General features: G+C 70.7%; 14 protein-coding genes. 8 read left to right on the top strand and 6 right to left on the bottom strand.

From position 1 onward, the window contains the following. The 5 genes from ACFQRD_RS14520 to ACFQRD_RS14540 form a co-directional block, all read right to left on the bottom strand. Entirely contained in the window at positions 1 to 1,047 is a 1,047-nt protein-coding gene (locus ACFQRD_RS14520; protein WP_377019539.1) for a Gfo/Idh/MocA family protein, read from the bottom strand. Then, on the bottom strand, positions 1,044 to 1,928 hold the full coding sequence (gene iolB / locus ACFQRD_RS14525; protein ID WP_377019541.1) for a 5-deoxy-glucuronate isomerase: 885 nt from the start codon (positions 1,926 to 1,928) through the stop codon (positions 1,044 to 1,046). Before iolB ends, ACFQRD_RS14520 begins: the two co-directional genes overlap by 4 nt. Before the next feature lie 15 nt (positions 1,929 to 1,943). After that, the gene (locus tag ACFQRD_RS14530) at positions 1,944 to 2,849 is read right to left on the bottom strand and encodes a deoxyribose-phosphate aldolase (protein WP_377019542.1); all 906 of its coding nucleotides are present in this window, start codon (positions 2,847 to 2,849) and stop codon (positions 1,944 to 1,946) included. Next, complete coding sequence (gene iolC, locus ACFQRD_RS14535; RefSeq protein WP_377018127.1) at positions 2,846 to 3,874, bottom strand: 5-dehydro-2-deoxygluconokinase; 1,029 nt, start codon at positions 3,872 to 3,874, stop codon at positions 2,846 to 2,848. The genes ACFQRD_RS14530 and iolC overlap by 4 nt, the downstream gene beginning before the upstream one ends. Positions 3,875 to 4,067: 193 nt before the next feature. Next, entirely contained in the window at positions 4,068 to 5,678 is a 1,611-nt protein-coding gene (locus ACFQRD_RS14540; protein WP_377792453.1) for an MFS transporter, read from the bottom strand. 523 nt (positions 5,679 to 6,201) lie between these two features. On the opposite strand from ACFQRD_RS14540, the gene iolD reads away from it, so the two are divergent. The 7 genes from iolD (at position 6,202) to ACFQRD_RS14575 (ending at position 15,435) form a co-directional block, all read left to right on the top strand. After that, positions 6,202 to 8,127 (top strand): 3D-(3,5/4)-trihydroxycyclohexane-1,2-dione acylhydrolase (decyclizing), encoded by a 1,926-nt coding sequence (gene iolD / locus ACFQRD_RS14545; RefSeq protein ID WP_377018125.1) that lies wholly within the window; start codon positions 6,202 to 6,204, stop codon positions 8,125 to 8,127. A 48-nt stretch (positions 8,128 to 8,175) separates the two neighbouring features. Then, positions 8,176 to 9,672, top strand: a complete 1,497-nt coding sequence (locus ACFQRD_RS14550) for a CoA-acylating methylmalonate-semialdehyde dehydrogenase (protein ID WP_377018124.1) — start codon at positions 8,176 to 8,178, stop codon at positions 9,670 to 9,672. Between the two features lie 52 nt (positions 9,673 to 9,724). Continuing rightward, positions 9,725 to 10,675: a TIM barrel protein gene (locus ACFQRD_RS14555; protein WP_377018123.1), complete on the top strand. Its 951-nt coding sequence runs from the start codon at positions 9,725 to 9,727 to the stop codon at positions 10,673 to 10,675. Positions 10,676 to 10,678: 3 nt separating this feature from the next. After that, positions 10,679 to 11,548: a sugar phosphate isomerase/epimerase family protein gene (locus ACFQRD_RS14560; RefSeq protein WP_377018122.1), complete on the top strand. Its 870-nt coding sequence runs from the start codon at positions 10,679 to 10,681 to the stop codon at positions 11,546 to 11,548. 21 nt (positions 11,549 to 11,569) lie between these two features. Further along, the gene (locus ACFQRD_RS14565) at positions 11,570 to 12,742 is read left to right on the top strand and encodes a Gfo/Idh/MocA family protein (protein WP_377018121.1); all 1,173 of its coding nucleotides are present in this window, start codon (positions 11,570 to 11,572) and stop codon (positions 12,740 to 12,742) included. A gap of 135 nt (positions 12,743 to 12,877) precedes the next feature. Continuing rightward, on the top strand, positions 12,878 to 13,648 hold the full coding sequence (locus tag ACFQRD_RS14570) for an SDR family NAD(P)-dependent oxidoreductase (RefSeq protein ID WP_377018120.1): 771 nt from the start codon (positions 12,878 to 12,880) through the stop codon (positions 13,646 to 13,648). A gap of 209 nt (positions 13,649 to 13,857) precedes the next feature. Continuing rightward, on the top strand, positions 13,858 to 15,435 hold the full coding sequence (locus ACFQRD_RS14575; protein WP_377018119.1) for a hypothetical protein: 1,578 nt from the start codon (positions 13,858 to 13,860) through the stop codon (positions 15,433 to 15,435). Positions 15,436 to 15,454: 19 nt separating this feature from the next. On the opposite strand, the gene ACFQRD_RS14580 is transcribed toward ACFQRD_RS14575, so the two are convergent. Next, positions 15,455 to 16,456 (bottom strand): LacI family DNA-binding transcriptional regulator, encoded by a 1,002-nt coding sequence (locus ACFQRD_RS14580; protein WP_377018118.1) that lies wholly within the window; start codon positions 16,454 to 16,456, stop codon positions 15,455 to 15,457. Between the two features lie 214 nt (positions 16,457 to 16,670). On the opposite strand from ACFQRD_RS14580, the gene ACFQRD_RS14585 reads away from it, so the two are divergent. Further along, positions 16,671 to 17,705, top strand: coding sequence for a nucleoside hydrolase (locus tag ACFQRD_RS14585; protein ID WP_377018117.1), 1,035 nt, complete (start codon positions 16,671 to 16,673; stop codon positions 17,703 to 17,705). Positions 17,706 to 17,708 lie beyond the last annotated feature (3 nt).

Genomic DNA, 17,708 nt, shown 5'->3' on the forward strand with positions numbered 1-17,708 from the left:
TCACGCAGGACGCGCCTCCAGCTGCACGTCGATGGCGTCCTGGCTGGTCAGCGACTTCTCGGCGGCATCGCAGACGGCGGCGGCGAGATACCCGTCCCAGGCGGTCGCGGAGCGCTCGGCGATGTTCGTGCCGACCGCGATCGCATCGACCCAGGCCTGGACCTCGGCGTCGTAGGCCGCGACGAAGCGGGGCCGGAAGTCGGCGGGCACGGAACCTCCCCAGGTCCCGCCGGGCTGCTGAGTGGTGACGCGGGAGATGTCCAGGCCGATGGTGGCAGTTCCGCGGGAGCCGACCACCTCGGTGCGCACCTCGTAGCCGGCGCCGGTGTTCACGTACAGCTCGTCGGTGACCACCACGCCCGAGGCGGTGCGGAACAGCAGCAGCATCGGGTCGTGGAGTCCCTCGGGGGCGTTCTCCGTGCTGCGCGGGATGATCGTCTGGACCGAGGTCGCGGGCTCGTCGAGGAAGAACGAGATCGCGTCGATCTCGTGCACGGCGGAGTCGTAGACCATGTGGGCATCGGTGAACCCGGGCGGGACCTCGGCGTTGCGGTGCTTGCAGTTCAGCAGCATCGGGGTGCCGACCTCTCCCGCCTCCAGGGCGTCCTTGAGCTCGGCGTACTCGGCATCGAACCGCCGCATGAACCCCAGCGAGACGTACCGCTGCCCGGAGGCGTGCTCGGCGCGCACCACGTCGTAGGCGTCGGCCGGGTTCATCGCCAGCGGCTTCTCGCACAGCACGGGCTTGCCGGCGGCGATGCAGGCGATGGCCTGGTCGCGGTGGAACTGGCCGGGGCTCGTGATCAGCACGGCGTCGACGTCGTCGGCGGCGATGAGCTCCTCGGGCGAGTCGACGACCCGTGCACCGGGCGCGGCGGCGGCGACCTGCTCGGCGGTCTCCCGCCGGAAGTCGTTGATCGCGCTGACGCGGGCGCCCTTGGTGCGGCGGGTGATGCGCTCGACGTGATCGGCGCCCATCCGGCCCACGCCGATCACGCCGATGCGGAGGTCGCGCGGCAGATCCTGCTGGGTCTCCTGCGGGGTCATCGGGGTTCTCCTTCGAGACGGGGGTCGATCCCGGCGTCGGCCCAGGTGCCGCGCACCCAGGTCTGGTCGGGATGGTCGGTGATCTTCCACGCCCGCTCGGCCTCGGGGCCGGCCATGACGTTGAGGTAGTACATGTCGTGCCCGGGGGCGGCGGCGCACGGGCCGTGCCAGCCGTGCGGGACCAGCACGGTGTCCCCGGCGCGGACCTCGGTGAGCACGTCGATGGGGCGCTCGTCGCTGGCGGTGCTCCGGTGGTATCCGAAGCCGGCGCTCCCGCCGGGGGCGGGCTGGATCTCGTAGTAGTAGATCTCCTCCAGCGCGGATTCGCTCTCGGAGGCGGTGTCGTGCTTGTGGGCGGGGTAGCTGGACCAGTTCCCGCCGGGGGTGATCACCTCGACGGCGATCAGGCTGTCGCAGGCGTCGAACACGCCGGCGGCGCCGAAGTTGCGGACCTTGCGGGTCATGTTCCCGCCGCCGCGGATCTCGACGGGGATGTCCTCGGCGCGGATCAGGGCGACGGGATGGCCGCCGGCCGCGTCGGCCTCGACGACGGCGGCGGTCACGGCGAAGCGGCCTCCGCGCTCGGACGAGATCTCCAGGTGGGAGCCGACGGGGGCGTAGAGCACGTCCGTCGCGGAGGCGAAGACGTCTTCGCGGCCGCGCAGGGTGTGCGTCGTGCCCTCGACGGTGACCTGGCAGCCGCCGCTGAGCGGCACGACCATCACCTCGACGCCGTCGGCCGCATAGGCCTCTGATTCACCCGGGCCGAGGGCGAGCACGCGCAGGCCGGTGTGGTGCCAGCCCTCGCGCCGGCCGGGATCGATCACCGTGTCGTAGCGGCCCTCGCCGGAGGAGCGGGCGGGGATGTGCAGCTGCGTCATGGGGGCTCCGTTCTCTCAGCGGATCATCTCGACCGAGGCGCGCACTGCGGAGGTGACATCGCCGTCGGCCGGGTAGAGCAGGGTGCGGCCGACGACCAGCCCGCGGACGTTGGGCCGGTCCAGCGCTCTCTGCCAGGTGGCGCGCAGGCCCGCGGGGTCGGCGTCGACCGGGTCGCCGCCGAGGATGAGGGTCGGCAGGGTGGTGGCGTCCATGACCCGCTCCATGTCCTCCACCGCCGGCAGCTTCAGCCAGGTGTAGGCGCTGGTCGCGCCGAGGCCCTGACCGATGTGGATGGACCTGATGACGGCCTCGGGCGAGAGGTTGTTGACGAGCTTGCCGTCGCGGCGGGCGGACATGAACGGCTCGACCATCGCGATCAGCTCGTGCCGGGCGAGGTCGGTGACGGCCTTGGCGCTGGCATCGAGGATGAAGGAGGTCCGGTCGTCGGAGAGGTCGATGCGGGTGAGCATCTTGCCGCCGTCGAAGCCGGAGGCCTTGATGGAGGGGGCGTCGTAGGCGGTGAAGCGGTCCTCGATCTCCCAGGATCCGCCCTGCAGGCCGCCCCGGTTCATCGAGGCGAAGACGACCTTGTCCTCGAGCGCGCCCAGCAGGAGGAGATCCTCGAGGATGTCGGCGGTGCCGAGCACGCCGTCCACGCCGGGCACGGCGAGGGCCTCGCGCATGCGGTCCAGCAGCTCGGTGCGGCTGGCCATGGCGTCGGGGCGGGGGCCGACGCCGAGGGCACCGCGGGCGGGATGGTCCGCCGCGATCACCATGAGGCGCCCGCCCGTGTCGGCGACGGTGCGGCGGCGACGGGCGGCGGCGAGGCGGGCGATGCGCCCCGGATCCTCCAGGCGCACCCGCGTGACGTCCTCGTAGGTGCTGACGAACTCCGTGCTGCGGTCGACGTCGGTGCTCATGCGGGCTGCTCCCCCGTGGCGACGCCGCGACTGCGCAGCGCGGTGAGCATCTGCTCGACGGTCTGACCGTGATTGGGGTCGCCGCCGCCCAGCAGCAGGTCGATCTCCTCGCCCGTGGGCATCGCAGTCGAGCACTCCAGGCGGCTGGTGACGATGGCGCCGGCAGCGTTGCAGCGGGTGAGGATGGTCTCGAGGTCCTGGCCAGCCAGCAGGCCGTGGCACAGGGAGCCGCCGAAGCTGTCGCCGGCACCCAGGCCGTTGATGACGGTGATGGGATTCGGGGCGACCACGACGCGTTCGTCGGCGGTCTTGCCGAGCACGCCCTTGGGGCCCTGCTTGACGATGGCGATCTGCACGCCGGCCTCGAGCAGGGCGTCGGCCGCGCGTTCCGGATCGGTCTCGCCGACGGCGACCTCGCACTCCTCCCGGTTGCCGACGGCGACCGTGGTGTGCTTCAGCGCCTCGCGGTAGTGCTCTCGGGCGTCCTCCGGCGAGGCCCAGAACATCGGGCGATAGTCCAGGTCGAAGACGGTGTGGGTGGTGCGGCCACGAGCCTCGAGGGCGGCGAGGTGGGACGAACGGCTGGGCTCCTCGGACAGTCCGGTGCCCGAGAACCAGAACAGCGGGACCGCCCGGATCGCGTCGAGGTCGAGATGCTCCGGGGCGACCTGCAGATCCGGGGCGCTGGGCCGGCGGTAGAAGTAGAGGGGGAAGTCGTCCGGCGGGAAGATCTCGCACAGGGTGATGGGGGTGTTCAGCTCGTCGTTGCGGACGACGAACCGTCCCGAGACGCCGAGCCGTTCCATCTCGCCCACCACGTAGCGGCCGAAGGGATCGTTCCCCACGCCCGTGATCACCGCAGGGCTGCGGCCCAGGCGGGCCGCGGCGACGGCGACGTTGGTGGGGCTGCCGCCGAGGAACTTGCCGAAGCTCGTGATGTCCTCGAGGCCCTTGCCGATCTCCAGCGGGTAGAGGTCGACGCCGCTGCGGCCGAAGGTGATGATGTCGAGGTCGGGTGCTGCCATGAGGTGCTCCATGTCTGCCTGCGCCTGTCTGCGCTGCGTGTGCTGCGGTGCTGCCTGTGTCCAGCACTGCGTCGACGGCGGTGTCGGACGGGCGGCGGCGGATCGGTCCGGGCCGCCGCGCCTCTCGATGCCTCCATCGAACCATCGGGAACGCGCTTTGTCCAGACAAAGATGTGCATCGGCTGCGGTGCTGTCAGCGTAGACGGATCACTCCGCCGGCCTCCCGGAACTCCCACTCGAGGCGTTCCAGGGTGAACTTCTTGGTCTCCGGCACGCGGCGGAGGAACCAGATGACCGCGAAGATGTTCACCGCGGCGAAGATGGCGTAGGTCAGCACCGGCCCGATCCCGTCCATCAGCACCGGGAACAGGAAGGTGACGGTCATGTTCGCCAGCCACATGAGCATGACCGCGAAGCCCGTCGCGGCGCCCCGGATCGCGTTCGGGAAGATCTCCGAGAGCAGCACCCACACCACCGGGCCGGGGCCGGACTGCATGCCCAGCATGAACAGGACGATCACGACCACCACGAGGTAGGGCACGAAGGTGGGGATGTCCTCGGAGACGGCCCCGGTGTCGGTGAGGTACGGGTTGATCCCCAGCAGGAAGATCGCGGTCATCGCCAGCAGCGACAGCGTCAGGACGACCTGACCGACCAGCAGCACCTGCCGGCGGCCGAAGCGGCGCAGGGCGAACAGGCCCGCCGCGGCACCGACCACCGAGGCCAGGCCGGTGAACACGTTGAGGATGATGGAGGCCTGCGAGTCGAATCCGGCGGCCATCAGCACGCGCGGGGCGTAGTACATCATCGTGTTCACGCCGGTCAGCTGCTGGAGCACGGCGATCGCGCCGCCGAAGATGATGATCGAGCGCAGCCACGGGATCCGGAACGCCGCGCCCAGGCTGAGCTTCTGCCGCTTCTGCTCGAGCCGGTGGCTCTCGACCATCTCCGCGGTCTCGGCCGCCACGTCGTGCCGGCCGGGCACACGGATCCGCTTGAGCGAGCCGATGGCCTCCCGGATCTCGCCGCGGCGGATGTGCCAGCGGGCGGACTCCGGCATCATGCGGATCCCGATCCACAGGGCGATCGCGGGGATCGAGCAGATCAGCAGCATCAGCCGCCAGGCGTGACCGTTGCCGTCGGCCACGGTGACACCGCCGATACCGGCCAGCACGTCCCACGAGACGCTCTCGCCGGCCTGGTGGGCACCGCTGGGGTCGTTCTCGACCACTGCGGTCGGGCCGCCCTGGACCCCCGCGATGAGTGCATTGGTGGCGAAGGCGGCGAACTGGCCGGTGACGATCATGAGCTGATCGACCGCGACGAGCATGCCGCGCTGCTCCTTGGGCGCGGACTCGGAGAGGTACACCGGCACGGTGGTGGAGGCGCCGCCGACGGCGAGGCCGAGCACGAAGCGGGCGAGGTACATCAGCCAGATGTTCGGTGCCAGCGCGCATCCCACGGCGCCGACGAAGAACACGATGGCCAGCCAGATGATGTTGCGTCGGCGCCCGTAGCGGTCCGAGAGCCTGCCACCGACCACGGCGCCGACGGCGCAGCCCAGCAGGAGGATCCCGCCGACCAGGCCCTCCTCCACCGAGTTCAGGCCGAGCCCGCCGGCCTCGGTGGGCATGTACATGTACGGCAGGGCGCCGGAGATGACGCCCGTGTCGTAGCCGAACAGGAAGCCGCCGAGGCACGCGACCACGGCGAGCAGGGCGATCGGGCGCCTCTTGCCTGACGGCGGGGTCTGCTCGACCAGGTCCGGGATGCGCGGCGAGGCCGCGGTGGGTTGTGAGCTCATGCTCCCTCCTCGGAACGTGAGTCCGGCGCGGGGCCGGTCCGGTGCCGGGAGCGGCACCGTGTGACGACGATGCGGATCGGGGCCGCGACGGCGTCGGAGCGGTACGACGGGGTGGCTGCGGGCTGTGCACATCGACTGCGGACCGATCGGACGATGACCGCCATGTCATCACGGTGTATCGAACCGCAGTCGCTTTGTCCGGTCTTACGGTGCATCCGGACGAACATGCGGGACGCTAGCACGACCCCCGGCCGGAACGGTACCCCCGGATTCGCCCTCCGCCCTGCGATCCTGCACCGGCGCCCCTGTCGCGAGAATCCCGCCGCGGAGGGCCGGTCCGACCGTCCCTGCAGGTCGGGCGGGCGAAGAGCCAGGACACACGAGTCGTCGCACGCCTTGTCATGACAAAGTATTGACACAGCCTGTCGCGATCGGCATGCTGGGCCCATACGAACTCACCGTCGAGTCGCTCGCGCTCGAACCGCTCGCGTCCGACGGTGCCGACCCTCTCCTCGGAGGCAGCATGAGCGTCCCCACCTCGACCGCCGCCGGCACGGTGCGCCTGACCGTCGCCCAGGCCCTGGTCCGCTTCCTCGCCGCGCAGTACAGCGAGCGCGATGGGATCCGCGAGCGCCTGGTCCCGGGCACCTTCGGCATCTTCGGGCACGGGAACGTGGCCGGCGTCGGCCAGGCACTGCTGCAGAACGCCACGGACCCCGCCCGCGGCGACGGGGCCAAGGACGAGGCCGCGATGCCGTACTACCAGTCGCGCAATGAGCAGAACATGGTGCACACGGCCGTGTCCTACGCGCGCACCCGCAATCGCCGTCAGCTGCTGGCCTGCGCCGCCTCCATCGGGCCGGGCTCGACGAACATGGTCACCGGCGCCGCCCTGGCCACCATCGACCGGATCCCCGTGCTGCTGCTGCCCAGCGACATCTTCGCGGGTCGCGCCGTGGACCCGGTGCTGCAGCAGCTCGAGGACGAGCGCGCCATGGACGTCAGCGTCAACGACGCCTTCCGGCCCGTCTCGCGCTACTTCGACCGCATCTGGCGCCCCGAGCAGCTGATCCCCAGCGCCCTGGCCGCCATGCGGGTGCTCACCGATCCCGCCGAGACGGGCGCGGTGACTCTCTGCCTACCGCAGGACGTGCAGGCCGAGGCCCACGACTGGCCCGTCGAATTCTTCGACGAGCGCACCTGGCACATCGCCCGGCCCGTCCCGGAACCGGCGGCGCTCGAGCGCGCGGTCTCCGTGATCCGCTCGGCCCGTCGGCCGCTGCTCGTCGCCGGCGGCGGGGCCATCTACTCCGAGGCGAGCGAGGCCCTGACCGCGTTCGCCGAGGCCACCTCGATCCCCGTGGCCGATACCCAGGCCGGCAAGGGCGCGATCAGCGGGGACCACCCCCTCAGCGTCGGCGGCGTCGGGGCGACCGGCACCGATGCCGCGAACGCGCTGGCCGCGGAGGCCGACGTCGTCATCGGCGTCGGCACCCGGTACACCGACTTCACCACCGCTTCGCACACCGCGTTCCGCAACCCCGACGTGCGCTTCGTGAACCTCAACGTCAAGGCGTTCGATGCGGCCAAGCACGCCGCCACCATGGTCGTGGCCGACGCCCGCGCGGGCCTCGAGGCGCTCACCGAGGCCGTGCAGGGCTGGCAGGCGCCCTCCGAGCACGCCGAGAACGCCGCGCGTCTGCGCCGCGAATGGGAGGAGCGGATCGCGCCCTGCTTCGCGCCGCACGACCAGGAGCTGCCCGCGCAGACGGAGATCTTCGGCGCCCTGAACCAGCTGATGGGCGATGAGGACATCCTCCTCAATGCCGCCGGCTCCATGCCCGGTGACCTCCAGGCACTGTGGACCGCACGGTCCCCGCTGCAGTACCACCTGGAGTACGGCTACTCGTGCATGGGCTACGAGCTGCCCGCCTCGCTCGGCGCGAAGATGGCCGCCCCGGACAGCGAGGTGGTCGCGATCATCGGCGACGGCACCTTCCAGATGGCGCCGCAGGAGATCGCCACCCTCGTCGCCGAGGACGTCAAGGTCATCCTCGTGATCCTCCAGAACCACGGCTGGTCCTCGATCGGCTCGCTGTCGGAGTCCCACGGCTCCCAGCGCTTCGGCACGAAGTACCGCCTGCGCGACAAGGAGACCGGTCTGCTCGACGGCGAGAAGCTGCCCTTCGACATTCCGGCGAACATCCGCTCGTACGGGCTGGAGGTCGACGAGGTCTCCAGCACCGACGCCTTCCGGGAGGCCTATCGCCGGGCGACGGCGCGCACGCGGGCCACCGCGATCGTGGTCAACACCGACCTGTACGGCCCGCACCCGCCCGGCAGCGGCTGGTGGGACGTGCCGGTCTCGGCCACCGCGCGCCTGGACTCCACCCGCGCCGCCCGCGCCGAGTACGAGGCGGACCTCGCCCCGCAGCGCCACTACCTCTGACCGGCGACACCGCCCCGTCGGCCACCCTCACTGCACCAGGAGATTCGCATGAGCTACGAGATCACCCATTGGATCGGTGGGCGCGAGAGCGCCGGAACCGGCTCCACCCAGCCGATCCTGAACCCCGCCACCGGCGAGGAGGTGGGCACCCTGCACCTCGGCGATGCTGCCACGGTCGACGAGGCGGTACGGGCGGGCGCGGCCGCGCAGCGGGACTGGGCCCGGGTCTCCCTGGCCAAGCGCACCCAGATCCTCTACCGGATGCGCCAGCTGATGCTCGAGCACACCGACGAGATCGCCGCCGCGATCACCCGCGAGCACGGCAAGACCCTCGGTGACGCCAAGGGCGAGATCGCCCGCGGTCTGGAGACCCTCGAGTTCGCCACCTCCATCACCCAGGACCTCAAGGGCGGCTTCTCCGAGAACGTCTCCAGCGGCGTGGACGCCCACACCATGCGTCAGCCGCTCGGCGTCGTCGCCGGCATCACCCCCTTCAACTTCCCGGCCATGGTGCCGTTCTGGATGCACCCGATCGCCATCGCGACCGGCAACGCCTTCCTCCTCAAGCCCTCCGAACGCGACCCGTCGGCCTCCAACATCGTCGCCCGGCTCTACCAGGAGGCCGGGCTGCCCGACGGCGTCTTCCAGGTCGTCCACGGCGGGAAGGAGACGGTCGATGCGCTGTGCACCCACGACGGCATCGCCGCGGTCTCCTTCGTCGGCTCCACCCCGATCGCGAAGCACGTCCACGCCACCGCCACGGCGGCCGGCAAGCGCGTCCAGGCACTCGGCGGCGCCAACAACCACGCCGTGGTGATGCCGGATGCGAACATCGCCTTCGCCGCCGGCCAGATCGCCTCGGGGGCCTTCGGCTCCGCCGGCGAGCGCTGCATGGCCGTCCCGGTCGCGGTCACGGTGGGTGATGCGCACGAGCCCTTCCTCGAGGCCATCCGGGCCGAGGCGGAGAAGCTGGTCGTCGGTCCCGGCGACTCCCCCGAGACCGATATGCCGCCGGTGATCACGGCCGAGGCCCGCGACCGGGTGATCCGGATGACCGACGAGGCCGAGCAGGCCGGTGCCACCGTGCTGGTGGACGGCCGCTCCCTGGTGGTTGAGGGGTACGAGAACGGGAACTTCGTGGGCCCGACGGTCATCACCGATCTGGACCGCACCCATCCCACCTACACCGACGAGGTGTTCGGCCCGCTGCTGGTGGTCATGCACGTGCCCAACTTCGACGAGGCCCTCGACCTGGTGAACTCCTCGCCGTTCGGCAACGGCACCGCGATCTTCACCGGGTCCGGCCACTACGCGCGGCGCTACCAGGAGGAGGTGCAGGTGGGCATGATCGGCGTGAACGTGCCGATCCCGACGCCCGTGGGCTACTACTCCTTCGGCGGCTGGAAGGACTCGCTGTTCGGCGAGCACCACGCCCACGGCCCCGAGGCCGTCGGCTTCTACACCAAGCAGAAGGCGATCACCACCCGCTGGCCCCACCAGGACGAGCACCTGGAGAGCTCGATGAGCTTCCCGACCCACGACTGACCGGCGCCTCCCCCACCGCCGCCCCGCTTCCCGACCGAAGGAGATCATCGCCGTGACCGCTGCTCCCGCAGGCCCCACCGACCGCTCACGCAACCCCGAGCCGCCGTACGACAATCTCACCATCGGGGTGTGCCCCGACCAGTGGGGCGTGTGGTTCCCCGAGGACGAGAAGCAGATCCCGTGGCGCACCGCGCTGGGAGAGATGGCCGAAGCCGGGTTCTCCGTGATGGAGACGGGGCCCTGGGGGTACTTCCCGCAGGATGCGAAGCAGCTGCAGTCCGTCATGGACGAGCACGGGTTCCGGGTCGTGGCCGGCACCGGCTGGGGCGTTCTGCACCAGGAGGACGCCTGGCCCGAGACCGAGCGCACCTTCCGGGCGATCGCCGAGACCCACGCGGCCGTCGGCGCCGAGTACATGGTGCACCTGCCGCCGCTGTACCGCGACGACAAGACCTGGGAGTTCACCGACCAGCGGGAGCTGACCGGGGAGGCCTGGCGGCTGTACGTCGAGAACGCGAACCGGCTCGGCAGGCTCCTGAAGGAGGACTACGGGCTGACGATGGTACTGCACCCCCACGGGGACAGCCACATCGAGACCCCCGAGGAGATCGCCCGGATCTTCGAGGCGACCGACCCGGAGCTGGTCTCGTTCTGCCTGGATACGGGCCACATCGTCTACGGCGGCGGGGATCCGCTGGCGATGATCGACGAGTACCCCGAGCGGATCGGCTACGTGCACATCAAGGCGTTCGACCCCGACCTCACGCGTGAGGCGCACGAGAAGGACTGGCCGTTCGGGGAGGCCGTGGCCAAGGGTGCCTCGGTGCGTCCGCCGGCCGGCCTGCCGGACATGAAGGACCTGGTCGCCAAGCTGGCGACCTTCGACCGGGAGCTGTACGTGATCTGCGAGCAGGACCTCTACCCCTGCGATCCGTCCCTGCCGCTGCCCAACGCGATCGCCACCCGCGAGTTCCTCGCCGACTGCGGCCTGGGGGTGCGCTGAGCCATGGTGAAGGTGCTGCTGGATCCGAGCATGTACCACCCGCAGCTGTCGGTCGCCGAGGAGCTGCACAAGGCGGCCGAGCTCGGCTACCGCTACCTCGAGCTGTCCCCGCGAGCCGACTTCCACGAGTGGCACCACTACCCCAAGGTCGATCGTCACCAGATCGCCGAGGTCAGGCAGGCGATGGCGGAGACCGGGGTACGGATCCACGCGCTGAACCCCGTCTTCGACTGGGCGGCGACCGATGAGCAGGAGCGACAGGCGCAGGTGCGCAACTGGCGGCGGCTGCTGGAGATCGCCGACGCCCTCGAGGTGCCGCTGATCGCGACCGAGCTCTCGGGGGACCCGAACGAGCCGCGGCGCAGCGAGCACCAGTTCTACCGGTCCATGGAGCAGCTGGGCCCGGTGTTCGAGCAGTACGGGATCGAGTGCACGATCGAGGCGCACCCCTACGACTTCGTCGAGGACAACGACCGGGCCGTGCAGATCATCCGCGGCGTGGACCGCGACTGGCTGAACTACGAGTTCTGCTTCCCGCACGCCTTCCACCTGGGCCGCGGCGCCCGGGACCCGCGCGAGATGATGGACTACGCCGGTCAGCGCCTGGCACACCTTCACATCGCCGACGTCTTCGACCACACGGCGAACGTGGGCAACCGGTACATCATGAACCCGCCCGGGGTCGACGCCCGCATCCACCAGCACAACGAGATCGGCCACGGCGAGATCGACTGGGACGCCGCCTTCGCCTACCTCCGCGAGCGCGAGTACGACGGACCGGTGACGGTGTGCGTCTTCGGCTGGGAGGAGCACGCCGACGAGATCAACGTGCGCATGCGCGAGCGGATCCTCGCAGAGCTCGGCGGGGAGTGATCGGTGGGGAATGATCGACGCATGAGCACCCCGCGCGAGATCGGCGTCGGCGTCGTGGGCCTGGGCTGGATGGGCCGCCTGCACGCCACGTCCTACCAGCGCATCGCCGCCCGCTTCCCCGAGCTCGGCGTGCGGCCCCGGCTGGTGGCGGCGGCCGACCCGCTTCCGGCGAACCAGCAGGCGGCCACGGAGCAGCTCGGGTTCGAGCGGGCGGCCGAGAACATCGACGAGGTCCTCGCCGACCCAGACGTCGAAGCCGTCTCGATCTGCTCGCCGAACTTCCTCCACCGCGACCTCGCCCTCGCCGCCGCCCGGGCGGGGACGCCGTTCTGGATCGAGAAGCCGATGGGCGTCTCTGCGGCGCAGTCCCGCGAGATCCGCGAGGCGGCCGACGACGCCGGGGTCGCCACCGCCGTCGGCTTCAACTACCGCCACGCGCCCGCGATCGCGCACCTGCGCGAGCTGGTCGGCCCCGGCCGGCTGGGGCGAGTGACGAACGTGCGCTGCTGGCTGTACGCCGACTACGCCTCCTCCCCCGACGGGCCGCTGACCTGGCGCTACGACCGGGCCAAGGCCGGGGCGGGCGTGATCGGGGACCTGCTCTCCCACGGGGCCGACCTGGTCCGCTACGTCACCGGCCAGCAGATCACCGAGGTCAGCGCCATGACCGACGTGTTCATCCCCGAACGGCCGATCCCGACCTCCGCAGGCGTGGGCCACGGCGGCATGGAGATCGGCGAGGAGCGCGGCCCGGTCGGCAACGAGGACTGGGTGGCCGCACTGGCGAGACTGTCCGGCGGCGCCCACGCCACGCTCGAGTCCTCCCGCGTGGCCCGTGGCCACCGCAGCGACTACGCCCTGGAGCTGTACGGCACCGAAGGCTCCGCCCGCTGGTCGTTCACCCGGATGAACGAATTCGAGGTGATGATCGGCGACGGCGGCCTCGAGCACGGCTACACCACGGTGCTCACCGGCGCCGGCCACGGCGAGTACGCCCGCTTCCAGCCCGGCCCCGGCATCCCGCTGAGCTTCGACGACCTCAAGGCGATCGAGGCGGCCCGCTTCCTCTCCGACGTGACGTCCGGGACCACGCTCGCGCCGTCCGCGGCCGACGGGGTGCACGCCGCCGAGGTGTGCGAGGCGATCGTGCGGTCCGCGGCCGAGCGGGCGTGGGTGGACGTGGCTGACGGGTAGCTCGCTCCCCGGAATGCGCTACGTGCTTGCCAATTGGTCAACCGGTTGGGCACACTGGCGGCAGCGGCCTGGCCGATGACCGGCTCGTGCACCGCAGCACCGCACCGCTGACCGCCTGGAATGGATGATCCATTGATGCCACGCCTTGCTTCCCGCACCGCTCTCGTCACCGGGGCCGCCTCCGGCATCGGACGGGCCGTCGCCGCCCGGTTCGCCCGGGAAGGCGCTCGGGTCGTAGTCGCCGACCGTGACGCGGAGGCCGCTGCCGAGACCACGACGAGCCTCACTGAGGATCTCGGGGACGATCGCGTCCGTACCCTCGCCGTCGACATCTCCGACGAGCCCGGGCTGGAGCGCGCCTTCGCGGAACTGGAGTCGAGTGGGTGGGCGCCTGACGTGGTCGTCGCGAATGCGGGGGTCCAGCTATTCGGACAGGACGCGAAGATCGCCGAGCTCGACCTGGACGTCTGGCAGCGCACGGTCACGGTAAACCTCACCGGCACGATGCTCACCGTCAAGCACGCGGTCCGCTCGATGCTGCGACGCGGCGGCGGCTCCATCATCGTCACCGGCAGTCCGACGGGCCTGACCGGCGAGGGCAACGACTTCACCGCGTACAGCACCACGAAAGCCGGTATCCACGGACTGACCCGCACCGTCGCGGCCGCGTACGCCGCCGACGGGATTCGCGTCAACACCGTCGTCCCCGCCTACACCGAGACCCCTCTCGTCTCCACGATCTCCGCGAACGCGGAGGAGCGCTCCGCGATCACCAGCAGGATCCCACTGGGCCGGCCGGGAACCGCGCAGGACGTGGAAGGGATCATGGTCTTCCTGGCCGGCGAGGACGGCGCCTTCGCCACGGGTTCGCTGTTCGCGGTCGACGGAGGCATGACCGCGCTATGACCGCGCCGCCAGACCCGACGCCAGGTATCCCTTCTCCGGCATGGGGCCCGGTACCCTCGGGTCGGCGCTGGAGCGCCGGGCGCTGGTCCCTGGACGTGCGGGGCGATGAGCTGGCAGATGTCCGCTGCGACGGAAAGCTCATCCTGCGCGGGATCCGTGCGGTCGCTCGCGACGCCGATTGGAAGACGGCGTGGCCAGCTCGGCCCCGCATGACCTCCGAGGCATCAACGCTGACGATCGACCTCGACATCGACGACCGCGGCGTCGACCTCGCGGGACGCCTGAATGTCGAAGCTCGCGGGAACCGACTCATCGTCACCCTCGAGGCGGAGAGCCGCTCGCGCTCGCACACGAACCGTACCGGTCTCGTGGTGCTCCATCCGCCGTCCCTGGCCGGGGAGCCCCTGCAGGTCAGGCATGCGGACGGCGAGGTCGAGCGCTTGCGGTTCCCGGTCGCCATCAGCCCACATCAGCCCGCCCGCGGAATCGCGTCGCTGGCATGGTGCGATCACAGCATCGCGCTGCGCGTGGACCTCGAGGGCGACGAATTCGAGATGGAGGACCAGCGGAATTGGTCCGACGCCTCCTACAAGACGTACAACCGCTCGCTGGACCGGCCGTTCCCCTACACCCTGGAGCCCGGAGAGCGGATCCGGCAGCGCGTGACCGTCGTGGCCGACGCCTCCGATTCGCCGACAGCACCCGCGCCGGCCGGGCCTGCGCGGGTGGAGACCCTCCGGCTCACTGCCTCCGGTTCGCTCCCGACCATCGCCATCGGGGCAGCGACGGCACCGGGCCCCGGCCCGAAGGCACACGACCCGGTCGCCGCCCATCGGCATGTCGAGCTGGACCTGAGGGACCCGTCGTGGCCCGCCGCCCTCGAGCGCGCGCTGCTCGGGGCCGAGGATCTCTCCGTGATGGTGGTCAGCCCGTCCCCACCGCAGCGATCACACATCGAACGGGTGGCCCAGGGCCTGACCGGGGCGCATGTGCGATGGGTCGGCATCGTCGATACGGACTCCCACGTCTCCGATTCGCAGCTTGTCACCGCGCTCCGGGAGGCCCTGCCTCCACGGACCCCGATCGTCGGCGGGTCCCGGTCCCACTACACGGAACTGAATCGCCAGTGGGACCGGGTCGACACGACGTATCTGGATGGGCTCGTCTTCCCCACCACACCGCTGTTCCACACCCTGGAGACAGAACAGCTCGTCGAAGCCGTGGCGATGCAGAGGGTCATCGCCGAGAACGCCACCTCACGGGCACCGGACCTCCCGGTGCACATCGGCCCGGTGACCCTGCGCCCACGCTTCAACAACGTCGCCACGTCGGCCGCGCCAACGCCGGTCCGCACCGACCTGGCGGAGGGGTACGGCGCCCAGCTCACCGGAGCGGACGACGCCCGGCAATCCGCTCCGGAGCTGGCCGCGTGGACCGTGGCGAGCGCGGCCGCCCTCGCGCTCCCGGGCGTCGGATCCCTGACGTACTTCGAGGAGTGGGGCCCGCGCGGCATCCGCACCACGGAGGGCACGCCGCTGCCAGTCCATGCAGCGCTCGCGGCCGTCGCCGAGCTCGACGAGGGTGTGCTGCTGAGCGGGACGAGTGCTGACGGTGTGCTCTGGGCGATGGGCTCCCGCAGCCGGGGGACCGACACGATCCTGGTCGCGAACCTCTCCGGTCGCCCACGCACGGTGCGTCTCGCTGCCGACGGCGCTCCGACGCGCGAAGCGGATCTGGACGCGTTCGACTGGACCCGCCTGAGAGTTCAGGCCGCGGGCCGCTCCTGACCGACCGCCCGGAGGTCGATCAGCTCGCGGGCGGCGGGCCCGCCGAGTCGCGCACCACCAGCTGTGGGGCGATGTGCGGTCGCGAGACCGACTCGCCCTCCCGCACACGCTCGTGGAGAACGTGCACGGAGGCCCTGCCGAGCTGCTGGAAGTCCAGACGCACCGTGGTCAGCGGTGGAGAGAAGTAGCGGGCGGCGGGCATGTCGTCGACGCCGACGATCGAATAGTCCTCCGGCGCCCTCCGGCCACGCCGTTCCATAGCGCTGAGGAACCCCAGAGCGAGCTCGTCATTCGCGGCGAAGACGCCGGTGAAGCTGGAGGTGTCGACGGCGAGCCCGGCCTCGTAGCCGGGAGCGGGCGACCAATCGCGGGCGTCGCCGATGCTGACCGGCGCGAGCCCGGCCTCGCACATCGCATCGCGGTACCCCCGCTCCCGCTCCAGCCCCTCGGTACGGGTCCGCGGCCCGCCGACGTGGACGATCGACGCGTGGCCGCACTCGATGAGGTGCCGGGTGGCGCTGAGCCCCGCCTGGTAGGAGTGCGTCGGGTCGCCGGAGGCTCCACGACGCGAATACTCGGACAGGTTGATCACCGGCACCTCGGACCGGGCCTCCTCGAGAAGCTCGTCGACTCCCGCCCTCGAGGTCACGACGATGATGCCGTCGACCGGGGCGGAGAGGAAGTGGTCGACGGCGCGGCGGACCTCGGCAGGCCAGCCCTCGTTCCCAGGCTCCGTCTCGACCTGGGCGACCAGCAGGGTCAGCGCCAGGTCCCGGGCGCCACGGTTCTGCCCGGTCAGGATCTGGGTGCTGCCGTGGACGAGTTCCCCGACCGTCAGCACACCCACCGTGCCCGAATGTCGCCCCCGAAGGCTGCCGGCCGCACGGTGGGGTCGATATCCGAGCTCCGCGATCGCGGAGGCGATCTTCGCCCGCGTCGCCTCCCCGACGTAGCCCGAGCCCGAGACGTACCGCGAGACGGTCTGCGCCGAGACCCCTGCGCGCCGTCCGACATCGGCCATGCCGGGCCGCCTCGGCCGCGAGAGTGTCTGTCCCGTCGGTATCCGCGGAGCGCTCACGTGTAGTCCCTTCGTCGTCGCGCGGATGGCCGGAGAGGAATCCGCGCCACCCACTGGGCATGCGATCGATCACATGCTAGCCTCGGTGATCGATCACAGATATTGGTCAACCGGTTGACGACTATGACGTCGTCATCGTGAAAAGACGAGGTCGACGATGACACGTATCCCCCCTCGGCCCGCCGAGCCCGCCGAGCGCCGGTGGCGCCTGGGCGAGACGCCGTGGCAGTCCCTGTCCACTCCGGTGGGAACCCGTCCGCGGGTGCTCATCGACAACGACTTCTCGGGGGATCCCGACGACCTGCACCAGCTCGTCCACCACCTCCTCTCCCCGACCGTCGACATCAGAGCCGTCATCGGCTCGCATCTGCGCGAGGGAGACCCCTTCGACCCCGGGCCGCACTCGGCACGCAATGCCACGGCCGTGGCACACGACGTCCTCTCGCGCATGGGCCTCGACGCCCATGACATCGTCCACGAGGGGTCGAACCATCCCCTGCCCGATCTCCGAACGCCTTCCCCCTCTCCGGCTGCCGACGCGATCATCGCCGAAGCACTCCGCGAGGACACCGACGCACCCCTGTTCTACGCCGCCGGCGGCGGGCTCACCGACCTCGCCTCGGCGCTGCTGCTGCGACCGGAGATCGCCGCACGGATGACCTTGATCTGGATCGGCGGGGCCGAGCATCCGGACCTCGCGGTGCCGCCACCGGATGCGATGCCGATCGAGTACAACCTCCAGGTCGACCTCGCTGCAGCTCAGACAGTGTTCGAGACCCAGGAGCTCACGATCTGGCAGGTTGCCCGCGACACCTACCGCCAGTGCCTCGTCTCCGACGCCGAGCTGCGGCTGCACGTGGCAACGACGGGGTCCCTGGGCCAGTACCTGTATGAGGAGACGCGCGAAGTCGTCGAGCAGGTCGCGGGCCGCGGCCGCGGTGGTACCGGTACCTACGTCCTCGGTGACTCGCCCCTGGTGCTGCTGACCGCTCTGCAATCGCTCTTCGAGCCGGACCCGTCCTCGAGCAGTTATGTGCGACGCCCGACGCCCGGGATCACGGAGGACGGCACCTATCACGCTCGCGCCGGCTCACGGCCGATGCGCGTGTACACCCGCGTCGATACCCGCCTCATGGTCGATGACTACTTCCTCAAGCTCCGCGAGTTCGACAGCTGGCAGGCGCTCGCCTGACCT

The sequence above is a fragment of the Brachybacterium sp. GCM10030268 genome (genome assembly GCF_042666305.1).
Classification (GTDB): Bacteria; Actinomycetota; Actinomycetes; order Actinomycetales; family Dermabacteraceae; genus Brachybacterium.